The sequence below is a fragment of the Pedobacter cryotolerans genome (assembly GCF_005116475.1).
Lineage (GTDB): Bacteria > Bacteroidota > Bacteroidia > Sphingobacteriales > Sphingobacteriaceae > Pedobacter > Pedobacter cryotolerans.
The window spans coordinates 1-25,340 of record NZ_SWBO01000019.1 but is presented as its reverse complement, the minus strand read 5'-3'; the positions used below and the strand labels follow the sequence as shown (position 1 = coordinate 25,340).

Annotated in this window: 25 protein-coding genes; 5 read left to right on the top strand and 20 right to left on the bottom strand. The window is 41.8% G+C overall.

All coding sequences use genetic code 11. The features are described from left to right. The coding region (locus tag FA045_RS19250; RefSeq protein ID WP_449415939.1) for a hypothetical protein at nucleotides 1–182 on the top strand (182 nt) is incomplete at its 5' end. 782 nt (nucleotides 183–964) lie between these two features. On the opposite strand, the gene FA045_RS18385 is transcribed toward FA045_RS19250, so the two are convergent. The 9 genes from FA045_RS18385 to FA045_RS18340 all read right to left on the bottom strand — a co-directional run bounded on the left by FA045_RS18385 (nucleotide 965) and on the right by FA045_RS18340 (nucleotide 10,928). Beyond that, nucleotides 965–1,690 carry a superoxide dismutase gene (locus tag FA045_RS18385; RefSeq protein WP_136878547.1) on the bottom strand — a complete coding sequence of 242 codons (726 nt, stop codon included), beginning with the start codon at nucleotides 1,688–1,690 and terminating at the stop codon, nucleotides 965–967. Then, the gene (locus FA045_RS18380) at nucleotides 1,687–2,859 is read right to left on the bottom strand and encodes a chromate transporter (RefSeq protein WP_136878546.1); all 1,173 of its coding nucleotides are present in this window, start codon (nucleotides 2,857–2,859) and stop codon (nucleotides 1,687–1,689) included. The genes FA045_RS18385 and FA045_RS18380 overlap by 4 nt, the downstream gene beginning before the upstream one ends. Before the next feature lie 3 nt (nucleotides 2,860–2,862). Then, entirely contained in the window at nucleotides 2,863–3,357 is a 495-nt protein-coding gene (locus tag FA045_RS18375) for a hypothetical protein (RefSeq protein ID WP_136878545.1), read from the bottom strand. A gap of 47 nt (nucleotides 3,358–3,404) precedes the next feature. Continuing rightward, nucleotides 3,405–4,256 carry a chromate resistance protein ChrB domain-containing protein gene (locus FA045_RS18370; RefSeq protein WP_136878544.1) on the bottom strand — a complete coding sequence of 284 codons (852 nt, stop codon included), beginning with the start codon at nucleotides 4,254–4,256 and terminating at the stop codon, nucleotides 3,405–3,407. Between the two features lie 147 nt (nucleotides 4,257–4,403). Beyond that, nucleotides 4,404–5,579 carry a TolC family protein gene (locus tag FA045_RS18365; RefSeq protein ID WP_136878543.1) on the bottom strand — a complete coding sequence of 392 codons (1,176 nt, stop codon included), beginning with the start codon at nucleotides 5,577–5,579 and terminating at the stop codon, nucleotides 4,404–4,406. A 1-nt stretch (nucleotide 5,580) separates the two neighbouring features. Beyond that, nucleotides 5,581–8,688 (bottom strand): efflux RND transporter permease subunit, encoded by a 3,108-nt coding sequence (locus FA045_RS18355; RefSeq protein WP_136878541.1) that lies wholly within the window; start codon nucleotides 8,686–8,688, stop codon nucleotides 5,581–5,583. A gap of 9 nt (nucleotides 8,689–8,697) precedes the next feature. Further along, on the bottom strand, nucleotides 8,698–10,173 hold the full coding sequence (locus FA045_RS18350) for an efflux RND transporter periplasmic adaptor subunit (protein WP_136878540.1): 1,476 nt from the start codon (nucleotides 10,171–10,173) through the stop codon (nucleotides 8,698–8,700). A gap of 52 nt (nucleotides 10,174–10,225) precedes the next feature. Continuing rightward, complete coding sequence (locus FA045_RS18345) at nucleotides 10,226–10,453, bottom strand: hypothetical protein (protein ID WP_136878539.1); 228 nt, start codon at nucleotides 10,451–10,453, stop codon at nucleotides 10,226–10,228. Between the two features lie 37 nt (nucleotides 10,454–10,490). After that, entirely contained in the window at nucleotides 10,491–10,928 is a 438-nt protein-coding gene (locus tag FA045_RS18340) for a hypothetical protein (RefSeq protein WP_136878538.1), read from the bottom strand. Nucleotides 10,929–11,011: 83 nt separating this feature from the next. Between FA045_RS18340 and FA045_RS18335 the strand changes: the two genes are divergently transcribed. Further along, nucleotides 11,012–12,556 (top strand): hemolysin family protein, encoded by a 1,545-nt coding sequence (locus FA045_RS18335; RefSeq protein ID WP_136878537.1) that lies wholly within the window; start codon nucleotides 11,012–11,014, stop codon nucleotides 12,554–12,556. A 350-nt stretch (nucleotides 12,557–12,906) separates the two neighbouring features. Here the strand turns inward: FA045_RS18335 and FA045_RS18330 are convergent, their stop codons facing one another. Both FA045_RS18330 and FA045_RS18325 read right to left on the bottom strand, forming a co-directional pair. Continuing rightward, a complete protein-coding gene (locus FA045_RS18330; protein WP_021190094.1) occupies nucleotides 12,907–13,200 on the bottom strand; it encodes a putative quinol monooxygenase in 294 nt (97 codons plus the stop codon). Nucleotides 13,201–13,299: 99 nt separating this feature from the next. Beyond that, nucleotides 13,300–14,160 (bottom strand): helix-turn-helix domain-containing protein, encoded by an 861-nt coding sequence (locus tag FA045_RS18325; protein ID WP_136878536.1) that lies wholly within the window; start codon nucleotides 14,158–14,160, stop codon nucleotides 13,300–13,302. Nucleotides 14,161–14,512: 352 nt separating this feature from the next. Between FA045_RS18325 and FA045_RS18320 the strand changes: the two genes are divergently transcribed. Then, complete coding sequence (locus FA045_RS18320) at nucleotides 14,513–14,797, top strand: phage integrase N-terminal SAM-like domain-containing protein (protein WP_205943190.1); 285 nt, start codon at nucleotides 14,513–14,515, stop codon at nucleotides 14,795–14,797. Between the two features lie 55 nt (nucleotides 14,798–14,852). Here the strand turns inward: FA045_RS18320 and FA045_RS18315 are convergent, their stop codons facing one another. The 5 genes from FA045_RS18315 to FA045_RS18295 all read right to left on the bottom strand — a co-directional run bounded on the left by FA045_RS18315 (nucleotide 14,853) and on the right by FA045_RS18295 (nucleotide 22,529). Next, on the bottom strand, nucleotides 14,853–15,902 hold the full coding sequence (locus FA045_RS18315) for a site-specific integrase (protein ID WP_136878535.1): 1,050 nt from the start codon (nucleotides 15,900–15,902) through the stop codon (nucleotides 14,853–14,855). A gap of 94 nt (nucleotides 15,903–15,996) precedes the next feature. Continuing rightward, nucleotides 15,997–17,085, bottom strand: a complete 1,089-nt coding sequence (locus FA045_RS18310; RefSeq protein ID WP_136878534.1) for an efflux RND transporter periplasmic adaptor subunit — start codon at nucleotides 17,083–17,085, stop codon at nucleotides 15,997–15,999. A gap of 10 nt (nucleotides 17,086–17,095) precedes the next feature. Then, nucleotides 17,096–20,233 carry an efflux RND transporter permease subunit gene (locus FA045_RS18305; protein WP_136878533.1) on the bottom strand — a complete coding sequence of 1,046 codons (3,138 nt, stop codon included), beginning with the start codon at nucleotides 20,231–20,233 and terminating at the stop codon, nucleotides 17,096–17,098. Nucleotides 20,234–20,236: 3 nt separating this feature from the next. Then, nucleotides 20,237–21,622, bottom strand: coding sequence for a TolC family protein (locus FA045_RS18300; RefSeq protein ID WP_136878532.1), 1,386 nt, complete (start codon nucleotides 21,620–21,622; stop codon nucleotides 20,237–20,239). Nucleotides 21,623–21,707: 85 nt separating this feature from the next. Then, complete coding sequence (locus FA045_RS18295) at nucleotides 21,708–22,529, bottom strand: helix-turn-helix domain-containing protein (RefSeq protein WP_136878531.1); 822 nt, start codon at nucleotides 22,527–22,529, stop codon at nucleotides 21,708–21,710. A 99-nt stretch (nucleotides 22,530–22,628) separates the two neighbouring features. On the opposite strand from FA045_RS18295, the gene FA045_RS18290 reads away from it, so the two are divergent. Then, nucleotides 22,629–22,907 carry a DoxX family protein gene (locus FA045_RS18290; protein WP_136878530.1) on the top strand — a complete coding sequence of 93 codons (279 nt, stop codon included), beginning with the start codon at nucleotides 22,629–22,631 and terminating at the stop codon, nucleotides 22,905–22,907. A gap of 15 nt (nucleotides 22,908–22,922) precedes the next feature. Here FA045_RS18290 and FA045_RS18285 read toward each other — a convergent pair whose 3' ends face one another. From FA045_RS18285 to FA045_RS18275, 4 genes are read right to left on the bottom strand one after another with little or no spacing between them, the layout of a single operon-like run. After that, complete coding sequence (locus tag FA045_RS18285; protein WP_394347480.1) at nucleotides 22,923–23,789, bottom strand: IS3 family transposase; 867 nt, start codon at nucleotides 23,787–23,789, stop codon at nucleotides 22,923–22,925. Beyond that, nucleotides 23,786–24,088, bottom strand: a complete 303-nt coding sequence (locus FA045_RS19220; protein ID WP_394347479.1) for a transposase — start codon at nucleotides 24,086–24,088, stop codon at nucleotides 23,786–23,788. The genes FA045_RS18285 and FA045_RS19220 overlap by 4 nt, the downstream gene beginning before the upstream one ends. A 51-nt stretch (nucleotides 24,089–24,139) precedes the next feature. Then, the gene (locus FA045_RS18280; RefSeq protein ID WP_136878528.1) at nucleotides 24,140–24,652 is read right to left on the bottom strand and encodes a phosphatase PAP2 family protein; all 513 of its coding nucleotides are present in this window, start codon (nucleotides 24,650–24,652) and stop codon (nucleotides 24,140–24,142) included. A gap of 1 nt (nucleotide 24,653) precedes the next feature. Further along, nucleotides 24,654–24,908, bottom strand: a complete 255-nt coding sequence (locus tag FA045_RS18275) for a hypothetical protein (protein WP_136878527.1) — start codon at nucleotides 24,906–24,908, stop codon at nucleotides 24,654–24,656. A gap of 107 nt (nucleotides 24,909–25,015) precedes the next feature. Here FA045_RS18275 and FA045_RS18270 point away from each other — a divergent pair. Beyond that, nucleotides 25,016–25,340 (top strand): reverse transcriptase domain-containing protein (locus FA045_RS18270; protein WP_317130583.1); only part of this gene is annotated, 325 nt, incomplete at its 3' end.

Below are 25,340 nucleotides of genomic sequence, written 5' to 3'. Positions count from 1 at the left end.
GAAAATGCGTTTATATAGTTTTTTACAGTATTACGGGAAACACCGGTATGGGTGGCAATGGAAAGTTTGCTCCGCCCTTGGCTGTACATTCTGAGTATCTGTCTTATCTTGCTCATGCTAATCGTGGAATTGGCCATTTCGGAGGGATTATATATCCATCAAAAATAGGGTTGCTCCAATAGCATTTGGCCCCGTTCCAAACTGGTCAGTTTAGTCCGAAATCAGGTGGTCAGTTTCCAGCGGAATAGGTGGTCAGTTTAAACCGAAATGGGGTGGTCAGTTTCAGCGAAATCTCCACCATCGTAATTGATTTAAATTAATGAATGGAACCCTACAAGTTTTCTGGCCAACTAAGCAAAGGAGGAACGGAATAAATGGGTTGAGCGCAAAGGCCACTTGAGCGTTTATGCCGTAGTTCCTTTAGGCGTGTTGGGCCAGAAAGCTTAATTTTGGGGAGTGATTAATTAGTCAACCTCAATTAGATAGAATTAAATATCTAATGAAAGTGATTTTGAACGGAGTGATGTTAAAGCTATCCGCGGAAATCTTATTTTATTTGCTTTTAAGCTGATTAATTTCCGAGCAAAGCATATCCAAACCACCACAACATCATTCATCAGCTCTTTAAATTTAGACATTGCCACACTAACAATGGGATCAGCTGCAATAAATCAGATACACTTAAAAATGAAGCTTTAACCTCGGTAAGAGCTAAAGAGAATCGATTTAATTCTCTTTAGTTTAGATGAATATTTGTCTTTCAATCGAATACAACCGATGGTTTTCACAAACTATCAACCTTCTCTATCATCGATACTGTCCTAGCTTATTAACAACATAATCATACTTATTAATTAAACTGGATTTCCAATTGGGAGTTTACTATTCAACCAGAATCGATGTACAGGAAGAGGTCATTCGCAAAAGTAGGAAATCGAAATTAGCTTTTTAAAAAAGCTAATAGCTACTTGACCAGTCTCAAAGCGGAATCCAAACGCATAGCCACATTATCCCAATTGATGATATTAAACAGAGCATCTACAAAATCTGGACGTTTATTTTTGTACTTGAGATAGTAAGCATGTTCCCATACATCTATTACAAGGATAGGGATCGCTCCCCATTGGGTAAGTTTCTCGTGGTTCTCACATTGAAGAACGGTTAAACTGTCGCTGTAAGGCTGATAAGCTACAATCCCCCAGCCATTACCATCTACATTTTTTGAAGTTTCAGCTATCAAAGACTTCAACCTCTCAAAACCTCCAAAGTTCTTTTCAATCCTTTTGAGCAGTTCACCCTTGGGCTCACTTTTTTTATTGGTAAGATTTGTCCAAAAGATTGAATGCAGCACATGGGAAGAAAAGTGATAGGACAATTTTTTAGTCCAAAAATCTACCGTTTCCAAATTATTATCGTCCAATGCTTTTTTGATCATCTGCAAGTCCTTGTTTGCCGCCTTTACTGCACCTCCATGGTGAAAGGTATAATGAAGGTGCAATGTTTCCGAATCCATATAAGGTTCCAAAAAACCTTCACTATATGGCAAAGGCTGATGAAAATAGTTGCCATTAACATCTACAAGTTTATCAATATCGTTGCTAACTATATTGTTAGAAAATGCATCTGAGTTTGGGAGCACCAATCCAGCACCGGCCAATGCCCCTGTTCTTAAAAAATCTGATCTGTTCATATAAATAATTTGATGATGATGCCCAATAAGGCAGCAATTGCGATAATGTACGGTTCCTTTAATTTCTTGATATAAATTAACGAAAATATACTGGCAACAGCAATTAATGCTGTCGGGATATCAGTGATACTTCTTGTGGCTATGATTACTACCGCACCAACAAGAGCTCCCACCACAACTGCGGTAATGCCATCCACAAATGCCTTGATACTGGCATTCTTGGCAATTTTCTTAAATGAAGGTGCCAATGCCACTGTAAAAAGATAGCATGGCAAAAAGGTAGCAAAGGCGGCAATACAGGCTCCAGGAAAACCTGCCACAAGATATCCTATAAATGCAACAGTGATTACCACAGGCCCTGGGGTAATCATCGCTACGGCAACCGAATCCACAAATTCCTGTTCTGTCAGCCAGCCAAACTGTTCTACAACACCCCCATGCAAAAATGGAACTATAGCCAGGCCGCTACCAAATACCAGTGCCCCAGCCTTCAAAAAAAACCATCCTATATCGTTAAGTGTCTTTCCCTCATATTCCCAAAACCCAGTTCCGACAATAAGTAATGATGGAAGCGCACTGGGTTTTTTCAACCATTTCGGTGGAGCTTTTACCAACATATATACAATTCCACAGGCGGCAAAAAGCAATACATCTTCCTTTTTTGTGATAACCGTTACCACAACTCCGATTGTATAAAAAAACCACAGTAGCCATTTGCCTTTTAACTCTTCGATGGTAAGTTTGCCAACAGACTTGATCGTCAACCGATAGGCGCTGATAGCAATTATACCAATTACCGCTGCACTCACGCCATAAAAAACTGCCAGCATCCATGGCAATCCACTATAAACTTTATAGGCCATTCCCAATAGAACCACCATAATAAAGGACGGTAGCACGAAAGCAAGCCCGACGAGCGTTGCCCCTAAAAATCTGTAATGTACAAAACCGAAATAAATCCCAAGCTGTGCAGCCAACGGGCCTGGAGCTAGTTGGGCAAGTGCCAAACCTTCCTTGTACTCTTCATCGGTAATCCACTTTTTGTTCTCTACCAAATCGGTGTTCATGTATCCGACCAAGGCAACAGGTCCACCAAATCCCCAAGTCCCAAGCTTCAGGAAATAGATGACCAGGTCACTAAGTTTATATGCCAATTTTTCTTTTTCCATCACTTAAAAAGCTATACCAAATTGAAATGCAACTGTAGTGGAAAACGGCCTATCGTTTCCAAACCTGAAAGGTACTGGTACAGCGGCAAAGAAACTACTATGCTTGTTCTTTATGATTACCTTATTCAACACCGGCGTAAATCCATATCTGCCTGAAGTTTCAAATGCGGCTCGGCCGGCAAAAGTAAATCCATTGCCGAGTGACACCAGCACTCCCGGGTGAATGAGCAGGTTCGACATTTTGCTCGAACCATCTTCTGCCCTTACATAGGGAACTACCTCAAAAGAAAATCCTACTTTTTTGCTCTTCCATAGGTTGATGCCGATGGGCATACCAACTACGTAATGGTCATCGAAGTTGAAGTCTGTACCAGCCGAGCTGAAAGTTGCGATGGGGTGTACAATACCTACATAACCTGCGACCTTTGGATAGTTTTCCTGAGCGGAAAGTGAAAAGCTGGTGATAAAAATGGCAATGAAAACGATGTATTTCTTCATGGCATAAAATTACCTGAGAGAAATGCGGCAAAATAGAACTGAATTAACTATTTGGTATCCTTTTTACCTTTCCTAGAAATTTTCCTATAGGCCGAAGGGTTTTCTCCAGTCTGTTTTTTAAAGATCCTGGTAAAATGGCTCTGGTCTGAAAATCCTGTGAGGTAGGCAATCTCGGTCAATGGATAGCTTGTAGTCTCTAAAAATGAAATGGCCTTGTCGATCCGCATCTTACGGATGTAATCACCGAAAGACAGGTTATCAAAATACTTGGAAAACTCTCTTGAAAGATAGGCAGGATTGATTTCCAGTTCATCTGATGCCTGCCTCAAACTGATGGACATATTGGTATCCATCTGGTCCTGTATCATTTCCCGAAGTTCCCTGGTCCAAGCTGGTGCTTTCTTTTTTCCCTCTTTAAGGTATTTATGGTAAACATCAAGTAGCAACTTTTCGACAGGGGCCTGGGTATGTTTTTGATTGAACAAATGCTTTGCCCAGGTATATAGGCCGTCATAGATCTTCATCCCTACTTCCAAAAGTTCATGGTCATTGTGTATATTATGGGAAAGCCCCAGGAATATGGCCGAAAGTCCAGCAGCTTGTGGCGCAAATTCCAACCGATCGGTATCAGCACCACGTATAATGGCTGCGATACGATCTAATCCCTCATCCTTCAGCTTGTGTTTTTTCAGAAAATAGTCAAAGGTACACTGGTCATCGTAATGGCTGTACTCCACTCCCGGTAGATCAAAAGGTATCGCATCAAGTTCCTTTGCTTTTAGCAAAACCTGTTCAAAAGGCACATAGATAATTTCAGCATCGGTATCAATAAAACGTTTGATCAGCCATGGGCATGCGATGCGATCTATCTTTGGTCGTTCACGGGTAATCCATTTCATAGTGGAAGACTTTAATGTAAATATTGTTTCAGATAAGACCGATCCCTTCAATAAAGAAAACGGGGAACGATCTGACCGACCATCCCCCATTTTTAATTAACGCTCTCGATAGCAAATATAATCAGGTGCATTTGAAAATCCAATACCTCAAAGCATAAATTTATACAGTTTTGCTATTGCCTGCTGCTGTTGAAGTTCATATTCAAGATAGGTATCCTGGGTCTTGTAAAGCGAGATGATCTCATTGTAATACTGTATCACCGATATTTCTCCATATTGAAGGGCTTTGGCCAGCAAACTTTCAGATTTAAGCTGATCCAGCAGCGATTTGTATTCTCCAACTAGGTAACTAGCCTCTTCATATTGTTGATAATAGATCTGGTTCTCCTGCCGGTGTTCCAATCTGTGATCCTCCATACGATCGTTGGCGACAAGCTCCTCCAGTTTTTTTTGCTGTACCGTATTCTTTTTCTCCCAGAGGGGAATACTTATTCCAAAATGGATTCCCCTGTAGTTCTGCCCTAGGATTGACTGGCTATGGTAGCCAGCCTGTAGACCAGGTAAGGTAAGGGATTTACTCAGTGATGTCTCCCTAGCGGCGATAGACTGCTGAACTTCATAGATTTTTAGGAGCGGATCACCTGCCTCGATAAGGCTGTCCAATACTTTGAAGGAAGGTATGGTTTCGCCTTTTGGGTAATCAACTGTATTAACCTCAACCAAACTGCCACCACTGTAGTTCACGAACTTCTGCTTCAATTGAACGGTTTGTTCGATATTTCGCTTTAGTTGCGTTTTTGTTTCCAGAAGCAGGATTTTAAGTTTGTTGAGGTCAAGCATATTTCCATCTCCTACCTCCATTTTCTTTTGATAGGCAGAAACCAGTTTGGTAACAGTAGTTAACCGCTCGTTATACCGTACCGTCATTTTGTTAAGATAGATCCATTTTAGCCAATCGAGCTTTACCTCAAGCAGTAATTGTTGGCTTTTTGAACGGGCAATATAGCTTGTCTGCCTGATTTTTTCATTTGCGGCCTGTTTACGGTAACCATAACTGGTCGGAAAATCAAAGCGTTGGGTCAGTGCAAAATCCTGCTGATTACCTGCATCTCTGGGCGTCCCAAAAAGCATTTCATATTCTGCAGTTGGATTTTCTGGATTCAGCCCCGTGCGGAAGGCCATAGAATTTGCTTCCCTTTCGGATTGATAAACTTTCAATGTTTTATTTTTGCTGCGTACAAGGTTTAATATGGAATCTAGTGTCTGTGCTTTTGCGAAGCTTAATCCCAGCACCAAAAGCAATGTTATTGTTATCTGTTTCATCTTATGCTGGATTAGTTTGCTGATGACTGTTTCTCTTTTTCATCAGGCTATTGTATACAATGGGTACAATGAAGAGGTTCAACAGCGTTGAACTCAATAGTCCGCCCAAAATCACGTTCGCCATCGGACTTTGGATCTCATTCCCGGGCTGGTCACTGGCCATCGCTAGTGGAATTAAGGCAAGTCCCGCTGTTAGGGCAGTCATTAGGATTGGGCTCAAACGGTCAATTGACCCTTTGATTACGATATCCAGATTGTACCCACCTTTTTCCTGCTCTAAGTGCCTGTAGTGTGAAACCAGCAAGATACCGTTCCTTGTGGCAATCCCAAACAGGGTAATAAAGCCAATGATGACCGGAATACTGATGATGCTTCCCGTCAGCCAAACACTTACTATTCCCCCAATAAGTGCCAAGGGAAGATTAATCAGGATGATCAATGACAAGGCAGAATCCTTGAATTCATGATAGAGTACCAGGAATATGGCAAGCAATGCAAAAATAGACGTCAATACCAAGGTTCGAGAAGCTTCTGCCTCTGCCTCAAACTGCCCACCGTACTCAATCCGGTAGTTCTGTGGCAACTTTATTGCTGTCATTTTAGCCTTGATCTCCTCAACGGCAGATAACTGGTCTCTACCGGCAACATTCGCCGAAACGACCAGTTTACGTTGGGCATTTTCACGATTGATCGTGTTAGGACCTTTGGTAGAAACAATTTCAGCCACGGTGCCCAACGATACCTTTGAGCCATCTCCGGCATCTATCAGCAGATCTTTAAGGTCTTCTATCCTGCTCCTTGCAGATTCTTCATAGCGAAGCACCAGATCAAATCGTTTTCCAGTTTCATAAATATCACCCACTTTTTCGCCACCAATGGAAACTTCAACAAATCTGCCGAAATCTTCTAGGCTAATTCCCTTGGCAGCAAGCAGGTCTCTTTTTGGCCTGATCTGTATCTGTGGGATTTGAATCTGCTGTTCAACGGAAATATCAACCAAACCCTCAATACCTTCAATTGCACTTTTGGTCTCATTGCCCAAACGGTATAGCTGGGCAAGGTCTTCGCCAAATATCTTAATGGCAATATTTGCCCTTGTGCCCGAGAGCATGTGATCTATACGGTGGCCGATTGGTTGGCCAATGGTAATATTGGCTCCGGTAATGCCTGCCATTTTTTCCCTCACATCTGTCATAAACTCCGCCCTTGAGCGCTCATCAAGATAGAACGGCACATCAATTTCAGAAGCATTTACGCCCTGTGCATGTTCATCAAGTTCGGCCCTGCCGGTTCTGCGAGTGGTGGTTTTTACCTCAGGCAGACTAAGCATTGCCTTTTCTACCTGTTGTCCGATGCGGTTACTTTCATCCAGTGAAATGCCTGGCATCGTTACTGCACTGATTACCAGCGAACCTTCATTAAACTCTGGCAAAAAACTCCTCCCAAAGCTGGATAACAAAAAGATTGCTCCTACAAAAAGTGCGACCACCAAGCCAACCAGCAGTTTTCTGTAAGTAATCGCTTTTTTCAACATGTTATGGTAGCCACTGTTCAGATGTCTAACCAGCCAGCTTTCCCTTTCTTTTCCATTTAGCGTTTTATCAGATGTTAAAAGATAGCTGCAAAGTACGGGAGTAAGGGTAATGGCAACAATGAGTGAGGCAAAAAGAGCAACAACAAATGCTACCCCAAGCGGTACTAAAAGTCTTCCCTCCATGCCTGTTAAAAAGAACAATGGCGTAAAGGCAATGATGATGATAAATGTCGCATGGATGATCGACGAACGTATCTCTGTAGAGGCATTATAGATAACAGTTAGCTTGTTTTGCTGCTCTGCCTTTGGCAGCATTGCGTTCTCTTTTAACCTTTTGAGTACATTTTCTACATCTATGATGGCATCGTCCACCAAATCTCCAATAGCGATGGCCATGCCTCCAAGGCTCATGGTATTGATGGTAAAACCCATCCATTTCAAGGTTACGATGGCAACAAGCAAAGAGATCGGTATAGCAATGAGGGAGATAGCCGTTGCTCTCCAGTTTAAAAGGAAAATAGAAAGAATGATCACAACGAAAATAGAGCCTTCTATCAACGTTTTTTCGATGTTTCCGATTGAGGCCTCAATGAAACTGGCCTGACGGAAAATCCTGGTATTTACCGTGACATCTTTTGGCAGGCTTGTCTGTAGTGAAGCGATCGTCTGGTCGATCTTTTCTGTCAGTTCCAGCGTATTGGTATTGGGCTGTTTCATCACCGTCATGATCACCGCAGGCTGTGCATTCAGCGAGCCATCGCCAAGCTTTACCGCTGCGCCAATCTGCACGGTGGCCACATCGGAAAGTTTTACCGTTTTGCCGCTGCTAGTCCTGATCAACGAATTTCCGATATCTTCAGGCTTATTGCTGCGCAAAATCCCTTTGATCAGGTATTCATTACCGTACTGGTTGATCAGTCCGCCAGAAACATTCTGTCCGATAAGGTTGGTCGCTTCAAAGAGTTCATTCATCGAAACACCATAAGCCTTGAGCATTGCAGGCTTTGCCAAGATCTGGTACTGCTTAAAGTCGCCACCTATAACCACCACCTGCGAAACACCTCCAGTGGCGAGTAGTACCGGTCGTATATTCCAATCGGCAATGCTCCTTAATTCCATCAAACTGGTCTGTTTTGCGGTAATGCTAATGAGCATGATCTCGCCCATGATCGAGGTATTGGGAGCAAGAACGGGCTGGCTAACGCCCTGCGGGAATTTTCCAGATAGGGTAGCTAATTTTTCGGCAACGATCTGGCGTGCCTTGTAGATGTCTGTTCCCCAATCGAACTCTACCCAAACGATAGAAATACCGGCAGAGGCCGAAGAACGGACACGCCTCACATCTGTTGAGCCATTTACAGTAGACTCAATCGGAAAGCTGACAAGCTGCTCGACTTCCTCTGGTGCAAGCCCATGTGCCTCGGTAATAATGGCTACCGTGGGAGCTGTTAAGTCTGGAAAAACATCAACTTCCATTTTCACTGCGACGTAACTGCCTCCTATGAGCAGTAGCATCGATGCCAGAAGAACCATTAATCGGTTCCCCAGGGCAAATTTTATAATCTGATTTAACATAGCAGGCGATTAATGTTCATGTCCATGTGCTGGTGCTGATCCCTGTGCGGCTGCAAGTTTGAGATAATAAGCACCCTTGGTTACCAGAATATCTCCTTCCTTCACTCCTGAAATCACTTCAACCATCTTTCCGCTAGATTTACCGATTTTCAGATCACGCCTTTCGAAATGTTCTCCATCGTTATGTACGTAAACAAAATAGTTTCCCTGATCTTCCATAATTGCAGTTTCTGGCACCTGAAGGGCCGAAGTTTTGGAAGAGGTCAAAAGAAAGGCTTCCACGGCTACACCTGGTACAAATTCCGAACGGTTTTGCAACGAAAAGATAACTGGCAGCAGTCCTGATGGGGAAATCGAACGACCATAAGAAACCAGTTTTCCTCCAAGTGATGAAAGTTCATAAACCTTTTCGCCTATCTTAAAATTGGCCGTTTGCACATTGCCCAGCTGCCCGGCATAACTGGCGGGCACATCAACAGAAAGCTGTACGTTTTTACTTGCCGCTACGATTGCCAATTGCTGTCCAGCCTGTACATAATCACCTTCTTTTACCAATAAATCGGTCAGATAGCCAGTTCCAGTGGATCTTATAGCCACGCCGTTGCCAGAGAAATTACGTGTAAGTTTGCTATAGTTCAGCTGCTGCTGCTGGTAACTGTTCAACGCCGCCTGATAATCCCTTTCGGAGATGATCTGATCTGGACGTAGGGCCTTTGCCCTTTCATACTCCGACTTTGCTTTTGCCAAGGCAAGTTTGGCCTCCTGTATGGCGGTATTGAGGTTATCGCCTGTAATGCTGGTTCCCGAAATCGAAAACAGCGATTGACCCTTGTCCACAGCAATACCGGAAGTGAGCGGACGTTGGAACTTGATCACTCCAGCGGCCGTAGCGACTACGCTCTGTTGGTCGCCGGTTGCAGGGATGATTGTGCCTGGAGCCTTGATCACTCCCGAAAAATTATCTTTTCCAATCCTAGCAACACCAAAATCAAGCTTCCAGCTCTGCTCCTTTAAAAACGTAATCTCACTGGCAGAGCTTGATGCCGGCTTATGCTGCGCCGCAAATTCTTCATAACTACTGAACACTTTTGCAGGAATTTTGAACCTGTGCGAAATCCCGTTCAGTACGATATCAAAGCTGAGCGTACCACTCCCTATAGACTTTGGCGTAAGTGAAATCTTGTAGATACCGGGTACGGTCGAAGAATCCAAAACTTTTCTCACACCCTTATCTCCAACCACGAGGCTAGTGCTAACCTTGGCAGTCTTCACTGGTTTGTAATCGGCAAGTGTAGTTAAATGGATGGCAAACTTGGAAATAGAGTCCTTAACGAAAGGATCGTATTCTGCAAATATTTCGACCTGTTGATCCAGGTCAGTTAGCGAGAGTTTAACCTTTTCTCCAGCGGCAGCTTCCGACTGGGATCTCTGCTGGCAGGAACTAAAAAGCACTGCAGCTATCATTATTAAATATATTCTTTTCATGGTCTTTTAATATTTTACCAGTTATGGCTTAATGCCATAACTGGTTGGATGGCTAGTGCGTGTGCGACTTTCCATCATCATGTGAATGTGCAGCAGTATCTGCCGCTACCGAGTCAACTTTAAATTCTTCCTGTTTTGTAGTATCAACAGGGGTTTCATCATGGTCGGCATGTGTTGAGCCATCTTCATGCTGATGGGCACCTTCTTCTTTTTTTTCGTTACTGCACGATGCAGCAAAAAGTCCAATGGCAATAGCCAATGAAAGCATAGTCTTTTTCATGTTCTTGAAATTTGGGTTTAAAAAAAAATGGATATAATTAGGCCATTGCAGGCGGGCCTCGCCTGCTTTTGAAAAGAATGACGTGTTGTTGGGGCTTGTGCTCTGGTGGAGTATAGCCAAGTGAAGTTAGCTGGTAATCGTCGATAGCTAACTCAACCATTGCTGTAGCGGCAACAGGTAGAATAGAGATGACCTTACAGTAATCAACTTTGATCTGGCTACCTGATTGGACAGGGCTGTCTGCCTTACCATGGTTGATCAGCGAAAGCAGTTCATCTAATATATTTTTGTCCTGTTGTGGTTTGCTATTTGTTTCAGCCTTATGGTGGTGATGATGGTCGCTACCTTCTCCATGAGAATGGGCTTTGGCAATAACTGGTTGATGGTGGTGGTGCGGAAACAGCTGATGGGCAAGGTGCAATGAAAATGCGCCAAACAGTAATACCAGCAGAAATTGTTTCTTACCAAACATCATGCAATATTACAAATTATTAAACAGAATAAGGCAAGCTCCTGTTGGTTTATGTTATATTTGCCATCACCTTAATACCCAAAAATTTGGAAATTCTGATCATTTTTATCCTTACCCTTCTCAACGGGTTTTTTGCCCTATCGGAGATTGCACTTGTTTCTGTAAAAAAAAGTAGGATTGAACACCTCGCTGCCCAGGGAAGTTCCAAAGCCAAAATGGTACTCAAGTTGTTGGAAAATCCAGAAAATTTTCTCTCATCGGTACAGGTCGGAATTACCCTGATCGGTATTATTTCGGGCGCATACGGTGGGGCAACGCTTACCGATGATATGGAAGGCATTCTTTCCCAGTTCACGTTCTTGGGAAGTTATGTACACCTTGTTTCATTGTTTATCGTCATCGGTGGCATCACCTATTTTACGATCGTAGTTGGAGAACTTGTGCCAAAAACAATCGCCATGAACAACTCAGAAAGTATTGCGCTATTTTGTGTGCCAATTATAAGGGTATTTACAATGATAACCTTCCCATTTGTAAAACTTCTTTCGTTTTCTACCAACCTGATCCTTAAACTATTTGGTGTTAAAGAGAATGATTCGGAAAGGGTAAACGAAGAAGAGCTTCGTTTTATGCTCAAAACAGCGGGCAAACAGGGAGTGCCGGAGAGTGAAGAAAGCCAGGCGATGCAGAACCTCTTTTCTTTTACAGACCAGACGGCCAAATCACTGATGACCCATAGCTCGGAGGTAGAATGGATCAACTATAATTGGGACAAGCAAACTATCTTCAACAAGATAAAGGAAAGTGCGCATTCACGTTTCATCGTAGCAGATGGGACGCTAGATGTACCAAAAGGGATGATCAACATCAAGGATGTGCTGGAAAATTATAGTAACGAGGACTTTAGCATAGACCAGATCCTGACAAGGCCTATTTATGTGATACAGAATACACCAGCTTTTAAAATATTGGCACTATTTAAGGATAGGAAACAATATTTAGGTGTGGTGGTTGATGAATTTGGTAGTGTGCTGGGGATCATTACACTTCACGATCTGATTGAAGCCATTGTTGGCGACCTGCCAGATGAGGACGAAACCGATGAAAAGCATATTATACCCCGTGAGGACGGAAGTTATCTTCTCAATGGTCGAACGTTGATCTTCGAACTCAACCAGTATTTCTCAAAAGAAGTAATCGAGGACAATATCAGTAGCTATTCAACAGTTTCTGGCTTTATGATAGAGCGATTAAGAGCGATGCCACATGCAGGCGATATTGTTTTATATGAAGAATATAGGTTCGAGATTGTGGATATGGATGGCGTTAGGATTGATAAGCAACTCACCTTAAAAAACGAAGAGTTTACAAGGCGTTTTAGTCTTCATATTTTACCCAAACGTTTTGTAAGAATCAGGCATTACGGTATTTTAAGTAGCAGTTGGAAACGTGGCAAACTGCAACAATTACAACAAGATTTAAATATCATTCGACCTGAAATCGAAACCAAAACGCAACTTAAAAAATGTTATTGTTGTAAAGTTGGAAATCTGGTTACGTTACATGTCTTTGGGCAACGAGGTCCGCCAAAAGCATATCTTATCGAGAATACACTTGCCTATGTGAATTAGTTTTTACGGGTAAGGGAACTTGTATTTAATTGCGTCGGTAAATCGAAAAATAACAATAAGACAGCACAAGTTCAACCATAAAAAAAGCAGTAATCGTAAAATTACTGCTCATATATCTTAAAGCTACACTTCGAAAACTCCATAATACGTATTAAGCTTCCTGCGGTTCCGTTCAACGGGCTTTCATCTCGTGCCCTCCGGGCAAGACGAAAGCTTAGTTATTGTGGGCTGGGTTTCTTCGTCAGTCTAAGCTTAATTTATTATGAAGCTGTTTTGTAAACAAAGGCAACCTGTCCAAATTCATTTACAGAACTTTGACAGGCTGCCATTTTATAATAATTGTGGTATGTTTATTTAACCGCTAAAACGTCCAATTTCTCAATAGATGGTGCAGTAGCCAACAATTCAGGTGCATTTTCCATTAACGCCTTTGCAATCTTACCACCAAGATGTGCTTCTCTGCCTTCTTCATCTGAAAAAGTGTCAAAAATGCCAAATGTAGAAGCGTCAATACGGAACGCATACCACGTAACAGTACCTGCTTCTTCATTAGCGAGTGGCAATGCACTTGTGATAAAGGCTTCAACATCTTTTTCTTTTCCTGCTTTAGCTTCTAGTCGAACTAATAATCCTAATTTTTTCATGTCTTTTTATTTTTAAATTAAACCAATTTTGTTTTAACAAATGTAGCACCTTTAAACTTGTGGTGCTTTTTTATTTAGTTCAAAAACTTATGAAAAAGGTCAAGTTTTCATCATGTTTTTTGGACTGTAACCAAATTCGTTTTTAAAGGCTGTGCTAAAATTTGATAAGCTGTCATAACCAAAGTCCATATAGATTTCTGATGGGGTTGCTTCATTATTAAGCAATAATTTTTTGGCTTTGTTGAGTCGTTTTAGTTGAAACCATTTTCCTGGAGACTCTTGATATAATTGTAAAAATTTCCGCTTAAAAGTAGACAGACTCATATTACATAGAAAAGCGACCTCGTCAATATTCAAACTCGTGTACAGATTTTTTTCAATGACCATTTTAAAAGATAATTCTCTTTCATTGATTAATAATGAATGTAGATAAACAAAAAAACTTTGCCCATACTTATCAGCCAGATACAGCATAATTTCTTCAAATTTCAATTCCAGAATCTTTTGAGAGATTGTTTGATTCAAACCATAAATTTGTTGAATAGAATTAATAAAATGGATAATAAAATTGTCTTTTTCCATAAGGAAATAGGGACTACTGGCCGCTGATTTATTTAAGTCATTTGGGTTAAATAAATGCCCATATTTCAATAAAAAATCATTAATGTTTTTTTGAGAAAAGAAAAAGAGTAGGCAACTATAACTATTTGCCCCTACAATTTCTGTTGTTAAAAAATTCCCCGATGCAAGAAGCAAGGATTGTGTATCATCGATCGAAACGATGTCATTAGAAAAGTGAATGTCCTTTTGTCCGTCCAACAAAAAACTGAATAAATTTTTGTTTAGGTTAATCTTATTTTTGGAAACAAGTTTATACGCCTCGTAGTTAGCAATTTGCAGGTCTGAAGTGTCCGTGTAGTTATTTTCAAATAAATCTTCTGGCAAATTTGTAATGTCCATGATAGTGTTGTTTTAAAAAACATTTTGGCATTGTAAATATATTAAAATTCTATTTCAATAATTGTTTGCTCAAGTTTGGATGAATAGGTCGTTTACCCTTGCACACAACGTTCCGGCGCTTGGCGAGGTTGCGAACTTCGGAACTAATTATTTTCTATTAAAGATAAAATTTCTTGCGAAATGTAAACGTGAATTTACTACAAAATTCGCAATCTTGCCAAACGCCTGTTGAACTAAACCTCCGGTAGCTTTCGCTGCGATGATTTAGTACCTTAGTATTTATTAACGTTTAAATAATTGATAATATGGTAACTAAAAAAAATCTCCTGAGGAATTAAGAACGAACAAATATTTGAATCGTGCTTGTAATGAAATTACAGGTTTTTCTGAACTTCTGCAACGTTTTGAGCGAAATATTTCTATTTTAGGACGAAGCAAACGCACTTTTGAAAATTATTCGCGCCATGTGGCCGCAATGGTACTTCATTTTGGTGCTTTACCAACCGAATTACATCCCGAACAAGTTAAAGATTATCTCTTTGAACTGCAACAACGTTCCAATTCACCTTCGCAATCGTATTTTAAACACACTGTTGGACAAACCAATACATTTGACCCCTTCTCGCCAATTTGCTAATATTCTGCCAAGCAACAATTTACAGCAAATTTATTTCCGGTGAGACGGGGTCAATCTACTCTGGTTTATCCAATAAGGCGAGTTTCCCTAGATTTTTGTTTGTAAAGGCGGTGGCCGATGAAATCGCATTGAATACTTTCAGCCTATCAGTTTCATCGGGTTTGATCTTGATCAACGGAAAGATAAAAGATTCAGGATCGGGATCGTCGGTATTCTGTTCGTAGCCTTTGTAGAAATGAAGTATCTCCAATGATTTTTTTGGCAGCTTTATACTCAACTCCTCCCTACTTTTTCTGATCTGGAAGTGAAGATGGGTTCCATTGAAATTCTTCCAGCGCATCATCAGTAGGTCGGAAATTCGTACTCCTCCGGAATATGAACTGAAAACATAGAGATTTCGATGATGGTTAAGAATGGATTCCTCTTCCAGTTCCAAGCCTTCTAGCCTTTCCAATTCACCATTCAAAAGGAATTCCCTAAAAGTTTTTTGTCCCTTGAGCTTGATCTTATTGAAAGGGTTCTTTACCGACGGCATCAGCTCTTCGTCAATTGCATCGCAGATCATTTTTCTGATTGCTTTAAGATTAGAGTGTACCGTATTGATCTGGTTTTTCAGGTCTTCGATCAAGAAATGCTGAAAGTCCCTAATAAACCTGACATTGATTTCATCAAAGAACAGTTTTTCGTTTTCAACAAATTTTTTAAGTTTGGCAAGGATGCTCTTTAACCGCCTGATTGTGCCTATACTCAATTCTTCAGATTGCGCTTTGATCCTTGCTTCCATAAATTCGAAAAAATCAGTTGGTGGTCTACCGATAATTCTTGACTTGATGTCAGATGCAGTAATAAACTTGGATCTGGTTTCCATCTCCAGGGCAATAGATTCCGCCTCTGCTTCCTTGGATGAAAGAAAGCTGTTAATCTGGTTCGCATTCTTTGCTCCAGCTCTTACCTTTCCGGTTTTCTCGTTCCAGTCATTTGGGTTGATATATACATCCAGCGCGATGTACTTCGATTTTCTGTTTTTGGTTAGACGTATATAGATTGGTACTTGCCCGTTTTTATTTACTTTGTCCAATCTGGGGTATACTTTTACTGATGCCATATCTATTATTTTAGTTCGTTTGTTGAATTAAATAATAAATATTAAAACCTCGTTTAGGCAAAAAAATAAATATGATTAATACTAATCCAATTTCTTAACTACCAACTTTCCAATAAGCGGTAGCACCAGGTTTTCTTTCATCTGTCGCCCTAACAACTATTGTATCTCCCACTTTTATATCACCAAAAACCTCCAATCCTTTTTCAGTACTCATTCCCTGGCGCACATCAATCCATTCAGCTTTCCCATTCCTGACAGCGATTACAAATTTACGTTCCTGATTGGTAGCAATGGCACTTGGAGCAATCACAAAAGAAGATGCATTTCGTTGGAGGTTAAGTTTTACATAGGCAAAACTTCCAGTCTTTAACTCATTGCTTGGGTTGTTAAATTTATATTCCCAGGTTTCTGTACGGTTTTTCGGATCAACAGCCCCGCTTTTACGAGCCAGTTGTGCAGTAAAACTTTTATTGGGATTACTTTCAACCCTAAAACCAACTTCCTTACCCGCGGTTTCAGCGGACATGTATGTTTCAGGAACTGCAACCCTCAATCTCAAGGTACTGGTATTCTGAACGGTGAAAATTGGTGATTGCTGACCCACCAATGCCCCACGATCGGTGTTCCTGGCGGTAACAATTCCGTCAAAAGGAGCTGTGATGACAAGATAGCCCGCCACCTCACTATAGGATTGCGCCAGACTTCTGGCACTCTGAAAGGCAGCGCTGTCGGCGAGCTTCTGGTTTCTGCTTTTTTCCAGATCAACTGGGGCGACAATACCCGAAGTTTTGGCCTGAGAGGCCCTGAGCAACCTGTCATAAACATCCTTGCTCGACTGATACCTGGACTGGGCAGAAGATAGGGCCGATCTGTATTCGGCAGACCTGGTTCTTACCTCTGGAGCATCAATAACCGCCAGTACCTGTCCCCTGCTCACCCTGTCACCAATATCTACCCTGATATCCTTGATGTATCCCTGCACCTTGGGGGTCAGGTCTGCCGTTTCATAGGGAAGCAGCTCTGCTGGCAGTTCGATGGACTTGCTGACCTGGGTACCGGATAAGATAAATACGGGAACCGTATCGGTTAACTCGGCCGTAGCCGGATTTTGGGGAATTTTATTTTCTGTACATGCAGCAACGCATAGCACAACTATTGATAATTTGAATATTAGCTTTGTCATTTCTTTATGGCTACAGTTTAACTATTTTTGAAAATTTACTATTGGGATCATCAGGATCTAGCGATGAATTGCTGTGGATCTTGTTTCCTACCGCTGTCTGATAAACCGAAGGCAGAAAGAACAGCACACAGATGGTAGAAGTAATTAAGCCTCCAATTACCGCAATCCCAAGAGGGGCAATCATTCCATCTCCGATAGCCATCGGGATCATGCCAGCGATCATGGCCAAGCTGGTCATAACAATAGGCCGCAAACGGTTCTGGGCAGATTTCAGGTGCGAGTTATTATTATCCCCATCCTTTCTCAGCACTTCTGCATTGGTCACAAATAGCACAGCGTTTGCAATGGCAACACCAACTGCCATAATGGTTCCCATATAGGATTGGATGTTCATGGACTGCCCGGTTATAAGCAGTAGCAGTAAAGACCCCGATATTACCGCGGGGATAACCGAAAGCATCACAAAGCCGATACGGAACGACTGGAAGAATATCGTCATCAATAAAAAGACAACAACAATGGCTACAAGCAGTCCAAATGCCAGCGAGCTAAGAGTTTTATCCAACAGTTCAGGCTGACCCCTCATCAATATCTTCGCTCCCTTTGGCAGGTTTGCCCTTAGCTTTCCTACGATCTTTTCCGACCCGCCGAAGGCAGCGCCCAGATCCTTATCATGAACATTGGCGGTAACGGTAATATATCGCTGCTGGTTCAGGCGGTCATATTCACCGGGCATCGAAATCTTTTTCCATGATGCTACCTCGTTCAACAAATGGCCGTTCCCATTTCCCCCACCAACCGGTATCATCTCAATTTGGGAAGTTGAGTTCATTTTATATTCGGGATACTGAACCTGAACGATGTAGGCATTGCCAGTAGTCTTATCCAACCAGTAGCCCGGCGACATGAAACGTGTGCTTGATGTTGCGGCAACAACCGAACGGGAGATCTGCTCGGAGGTCAAATTAAGCTGCCCTGCCTTAACCCTGTTGATATCTATTTTGATGGCTGGATAATCCAGTGGCGTTGCAATCTGCACATCACGCATATAGGGCAATGCCGAAAGTTCTGAAACCAGTTTTTTGGCCGTAGCCTTTCCCTGATCCAGGTTTTTATTTACAACAGCAATCTCGATCGGATTGGTAGTGCCCATGTTGAGCACCTGGCTGGCAATATCGCCCGGTTCAAAGGATATGACTGCCTTGGAAAGCTCTTTTTTGACTTCCGCACGCAATTTTTCCTTAAAGTCATCAATTCCAATAGCTCCTTTATTGAGTTTTATTTTAGTTACACTTTCATGCGGACCACCAGTCCACAGGTAAATATAGTTTACCGGAAAACTAGAGGGCTGGGTACCTACAAAAGCTGAGGTAATTTCAATATTTTCCCTGCCCGCTATCTTTTCAGACAGCGCCAATAATTTCCTGGTTGCATCTTCCGTTCGTTCCAACCTGGTACCAACCGGTAATCTAAGTCTGACCTGAGTTTGCCCGGTGTCCACTACCGGGAAAAGTTCGGTGCCGATCAACATGAAAAACAGAATTACCAGTGCCAATGAAAGCACTACAAACAATCCGGTAACACGACCGGTATGTTTGGAAATACGGATAATATTACGCTCGTACCAAGCTTTAAATTTATCAAAGGTCTTTCCAGAAGAGGTTTTTTCAACATGACCTTTCATCATCCAGTTGGCCATAACAGGCACAAAAGTTTGTGATAGGATAAAAGAGGCAATCATAGCGAAGGCAACTGCGAGGGACAAAGGAACAAACATTGCACGGGGAACGCCATTCATAAATAGAGCGGGAACAAAAACGGCTAGAATACTTAACAATATCAAAAGTTTTGGTACAGCGATTTCCTTAGAGGCATCTGCAACGGCACGAGCCTTGGTCTTTCCCATCTCCAAATGGCGGTGAATGTTCTCTATGGTTACCGTGGCCTCATCAACCAAAATACCGACAGATAGGGCCAGTCCACCCAGTGACATGATGTTGATTGTTTGCCCCATCAGATAAAGTACCGTTGCCGAACACAGCAGAGCAAGTGGAATGGTCAGCACAACGATCAATGCCGCCCTTCTATCGCCAAGAAAGAGCAGTACCATAAGTCCTGTGAGAAAAGCCCCTAGTCCCCCTTCGAAAAGCAGGTTTTTCAGGGCATTTACCACATAATCAGACTGGTCAAACTCATAGGAAACCTTGATGTCATCGGGAATAGCGGCCTGCATATCGGGCAGAGAAGCCTTTACAAGTTTTACCACATCCCAGGTCGAGGCATCTGCCCTTTTGGTTACGGGTATATAAACGGACCGTTTTCCGTTTACCAGTGCATAACTGGTCGTTACGTCAGAACCAATGCTTACCGAGGCAATATCCTTCACATATACCGAGGCGCCACTTCCCTTTTGCAAAGGCGTATTCTCCAGGTCTTGCAGATTTTCAATAACGCTGTTCTGTGGGGTCAGGTATGTACTATCTCCTATACGAACATTACCGGCCGGAGAAATGGTATTTGAAGTGGCCAGTGACTGCATCACCTGCTCCGGTGTAAGCTGGTAATTACGGATCTTATCGGGATCAACATTCACGATTACGGTCTTGTTGTTCCCTCCAAAAGGCGGTGGCGCTGAAACACCTGGCAATGTAGAGAACATCGGCCGAACACGAAATAATGCCAGATCTGAGATCTCTCCCAATGTTTTGGTAGTGGAACTGAAAACCAACTGTCCCACAGGCACACTTCCGGCATCGAACCTGGTAATAAAGGGTGGCACCGTACCCGGTGGCATAAAAGCACGGGACCTGTTCACATAACCCACGACCTCTGCCATGGCCTGTGCCATATCGGTACCTTCATTGAACTCGATCTTGATCAGTGCTGCACCTTGGATAGACTTTGAATCTACATACTTGACCCCTGTGATATAGAGGAAATGGTATTCATAATAAGAGGTAACAAAACCTTCCATCTGCTCGGGTGACAAACCACCATAGGGCTGGGCAACATAAACAGTTGGCAATCCCAGTTTGGGAAAGATGTCTATCTTACTGTTGCGTATGGAAATGTAAGAAAAAAATGCAATTGCGATAACGGCAACTAGTACCGTTATGGGTTTTCTGAGTGCGGATATAACGAGGTTCATCTGTTATCGGATCAGTTTAAAAAATAAATCTAAATCTCCCTTTGCTATACTGATATCCAGCAATGAACGCTGAAGGACAAGTTGTGCACCTGCACTGTTCATTTCGGCCTGCTGAAGTTCATATTGTGCCTGGGCCAAACGTGAAAAATCGATCAGTCCACTCTGGTAGCTAAGCTTTAAGCTGTTGAAAGCTTCGGTTGTACTTTTTAGCCGGATAGCAAACTTACTTAAAATCGACACATTAGATTTGTACTGTTGCCAAGCAAGGTTGTTCTGCTTATTTAGGTCAAGTTCAAGTTGCTTTAGGTTAAACTCGTCTGCCCTTAACAATTCTCCATACTGCCTTTTTTTTGCATTGACCTGATAGAATTGAAAAACAGGGAAACTGATCTGCACGCCTGCACCAATATTATCCCTTGTCAAATTAAACCCTTCTGATTTATTGATGGCCCCCACTGCGTTTATGCCCGAACCACGGCTATATATGTTTCCCCAAAAGTCCAATTTTGGTCTCCATATTTTTTTTACCTCCTCTAATTTGGCTTGCGTTAGGTCCTTCTGTGCGGCAGCGGTCATAAAATAGGGATGTTGGGCAATATTTAGCGATCGGTCAGCAGAAACATCAACGTTATTAAAAACCGTATCCACGAGTATCAGGTTACCGTTTGTTTCTTGGCTGCCGATAAGTGAAGAAAGGTTGATCAGTTTCTGCTGATAACTGTTTTCGGTCTGGAGCAGTTCAATTTCTGCCTGTGCGAGGGAACTTTGCAACTGGATGGTATCAACCCCTGGCCGTAAGCCCGTTTTAGCCAGTACGAGTGTCTGTTCCAAACTGCTCGAGTAACGTGTGATACTAGCCCGATGGCTAGAGATCAGTGTTTTTAAAAAAACCGCATCAAGATAGGTGCTTATGGCATCAATTTGATACCTGAATGTTTGTTCATTATAATTGGTATTGGATAATTTAAACTGTGCTGTAGCTCTTTCGATTGCCGCACTGCGCTGGCCAAAGTAAATTGGCCTCCAGGTCAAAAGTGCTGCTGCCGCTGTCCCAGGTACGAAGTTCATTTCGTTGCTAAGGGACGGCGGACCGCTGATGGGCATCATCAGGCCCGGATAGTTCATTCCGGTAATATTGTTGAAAGTGGCAACATTTGCCTGATAGCCTACGGTAAGTTCGGGCATCAAGCTCCGCTTTTCATAATCTATTAATGATTTATCTGCCGCTACATTTGCTTTTGCAGCATTCAGTTTCGGTAAATTAGCTTGGACAAGGGATGGCACATCTTTGAGGGATAGTCGTTGTTGTGCCTTCGCCCAAAAAGATGGCAGCAATAACACCGAAGACAAAAAAACAAGCCTATAGGGCATTCTCAGAACTTTTCTCATCGAAAGTTTTCGGATTAAAATGAATAATCAAAAATGCGGGTTAGCAATTGGATTACGTGGTATATTTGAAAATACTATGGTGTTATTACTGCTCTGTTCGAAATATTTTAGGGGTTATTCCCGTAAAACGCTTGAAATATTTCACAAAGTGGGATGAATCACTGAAACTCAGCAGAAAGCCAATTTCTGAAATCGTCTTATCGGTATAGATAAGCAATCTTTTGGCCTCACTGATGATGAATTCGGAAAGCACCTCCGCAGCAGACAAATTTGCAGCACGCCTGCAAACTGCATTAAGGTTCTGCGGCGAGGTGTTGAGCTGTGTTGCATAATATGAAACGCTGTTTTTTAGCCTACCTTCTTGGCTTAAGAGTTCGCGGAACAAATGATAGCTGTCTACTTCCGAATTGTTTTTGATTATTGATGAGTTATCTTCCAATAGCAGCTTTGCCAATAAAGCTTTCAATAAGCCTTCTACAACAGGGTTTGAAGTAGTAATTTCGGCTAAACTTTCCTTTACTAAAAGGTCAAACAAGATTGTTATAGTGTCTATTTCCTTCAAATGCAATATTTCAGTCTTACTGAGCTTATACAAAAGCGTTTTAATTTCCCTATCAAGACTTAGTTCTACAAATTTCTTTTTGATGATCAGTACATAACCTTCAGGTTCGGTGTCCAATTCCCAATAGTGAACCTGTTCCTTTCTTACAAAGAAGACAATCGGTGTTGTAATCTCATATTTATTCGAATCAATAGAGTGAAAGCCCCCACCTTTTGAAAGAAAAATAATCTCGAAATAACTATGGTGCTTATGTGGCCTGGTAACCCGGACCTCCTTCTTAAAAGGCGCTATCTTGATGATCCTCCCAGAACTTATCTTATCGTTTATAGCAATGGGATGCTTCATTTATTTAATTTGGGTGCCAATACCGTTGTATTTTCAAATATACCATATTATTTGATTGGCACGGCCTTAACTTAGCGAGCATTAAAAATTTTACAGATCATGTTACAAAAAGTTATAAAAACCGATAATTCTGGCTCAACTATAATCATCCGTTTAATGGTGGGTGCAGTATTTTTATCTGAGGGAATACAAAAATTTCTTTTTGCGCCTAAACTCGGTGCTGGACGTTTCGAGAAGATAGGACTACCTAACCCTGATTTTCTGGGCCCTTTTGTTGGCAGCATTGAGATAGCTTGCGGCATATTGGTCTTGACAGGTCTTTTTACCAGAATAGCAGCAGTTCCTTTATTGATCATCATGTTGGTGGAATTGCAATAGTAAAGTAGAGACATTTTAGGCAGCTTGTGTTTTGTTTTTCATCATTGCTCTTTCAACCTGTACTGGAGTTTGATAGTCAAGTGCCGAATGTATTCTTTTTCTGTTGTACCATACCTCTATGTAATCGAATATCTCAAGCTTTGCCTGTGCCCTGGTTTCAAATTTTCTATGGTATACCATTTCCGTTTTCAAGGTCTTGAAGAAGCTTTCCGCAATGGCATTATCCCAACAATTTCCCTTTCTGCTCATGCTTTGCAATACAGGTAAGCCCTTAAAACATCTGCGGAATTCATGGCTGGCATATTGGATTCCGCGGTCACTATGAAAAATGAGCTCATCTTGTAGGGGCCTGTTCTTTATGGCCATTTTCCAAGCATCTACAACGGTTGAACCAGCACTCATGCTATTGTCCATGCTCCAACCGATTATTTTTCGATCTGCCAGATCCATGACAACAGTCAGGTAAAGCCATCCCTCACCAGTCCTGATATAGGTAATATCACTTACCCATTTCTCCCCTGTACCAGTAGTACTAAAATCCCTTAGCAGCAGGTTTGCATTTACCGGATAAAGGTGGTTGGAGTTGGTGGTTATCCTATATTTCCGCTTAATGATGCTTTTTATGCCGTTTCTGCCCATTAACCTCGCTATCCGTGGACGTGATACCTTTATTCCATCGGCATTCAGTTCCTTGGTAATGCGTGGGCTGCCGTAACGCCCCTTGCTCATTGAATATACTGCTTTGAGCTTAACCAGTAATTCTGAGTTCTGTTGTTGCCAAAAGCCTACTGGATCTTTTGACCATTTGTAATAGGAACTGCTGTTGATCCCAAAAAATGATGACATCTTCTCTACGGGGTAGATTGCCTTGTGATCAGCTATAAATCTGTATATCTCCCGTCTCCCTTGGAAAAGATGCCTACCGCCTTTTTTAGGATATCACGTTCAAGTTCGGCATTCTTCAGCGCCTTTTTCAATCTCCTGATCTCCATCTGTTCCTCGCTAAGACCAGCGATGTCCATCATTATCTTTCCACCGTTGAAAGTTGGGTTGTTACGCCATTTGCTCAGCCTGGATGGATCAATATCAAGTTCTGTAGCCGCTTCCTTTACAGAACTTTTCAATTTGGATAGCTCTACGGCCATCTTTTTGAATTCATCATCAAATACTCTGTGTTTCATATTGTCAAATTTAAAATTACTCTTTTAAATCTGCCCTATAAATGTCTCTACTCAAAGGTAGCAACTCCAGTCCTTATATTCCCTGAACATAAAATGGGCTGATGAGAAAGCCGTAGCCGTATGTCCGGAAGGGAAAGAAAAATTATTGGAACCATCGGGGCGTTCTTCGCCTACGAATTGTTTTGTGGGCAATACCAATGCTGCAGAGATTAATTGAGACGTAGCATAGATAATGGTTCTATCTTTAAAATTATGTTTTCCTTTAACTCCGGCAAGATTAAGTCCATATACCGCTGCTGCCGGAGCATATTGCATATAATTGTCTATGGTTGCTCCGGCAATGATATGTTCCCGTGTTTCGTAGCGTGTGGACTGGTTCAATGACTTTAAATCATCAGACATCAAACTCAATGCTCCGTATGAAATCAAAACAGAAGGAACGATCAGTTTCTTTGCCGAAAATTTATACGCTTTATCTTCAATGCTTAATGTGTCTTTGCCTACTGTTTGAGCTTTTAAGCTCAACGCATACAAGAAAGTAATCAATAACAATATAGGTTTCATCTTAATCTTCTGCTTTATTTTTCAATGCCATTAACAATGTATAGGCTCCTTTTTGGGCGATTTTTTTACCGCTTAATTGGTTTTCATTGACAATCTCTATCCAGCCATCTCCAGAGGAACCGATTTCTACTGCTGTCATTCTGAAACTGTTCTTTTCCAGTACTTCAAAGACATAATGTTTTCCTTCAAAAGTCACAACGCTTTCCTCCGGAATTGCTAATGCTTTGATTTCGGGTATGGGAACTTCGGCATTCATATAAAGACCAGGAATAAGTTTTGCGTTGTTTTCCGTGAAATGGGCGTGAACCTCCACCGCCCCGTCTTGGAAAATATTTTTACCGATTAGAATGATTTCGCCTCCATATTTCTTCTCCGGATTGCTGTTGGTGTATTGACCTGAAAAACTTCTTTGATGAAGTTGACCATTGTTTATTACTGAATTTAATCTACAAAAAAGTGAAATGCAAAGCTACGATGCAACTGATACGCAAATGGCTCAGAGCACCGATTAAAATCAACGGAAAGCTACAAAAGAGAAGAAAAGGCGTTCCGCAAGGAAGTCCTTTAAGTCCATTATTGTCGAACATTCTACTGCATCAATTGGATAAGGAAATGACTCGAAGAGGACATAAATTTGTGCGTTATGCGGATGATTTTAGTATCTATTGCAAAAGCCACAATCAAGCCA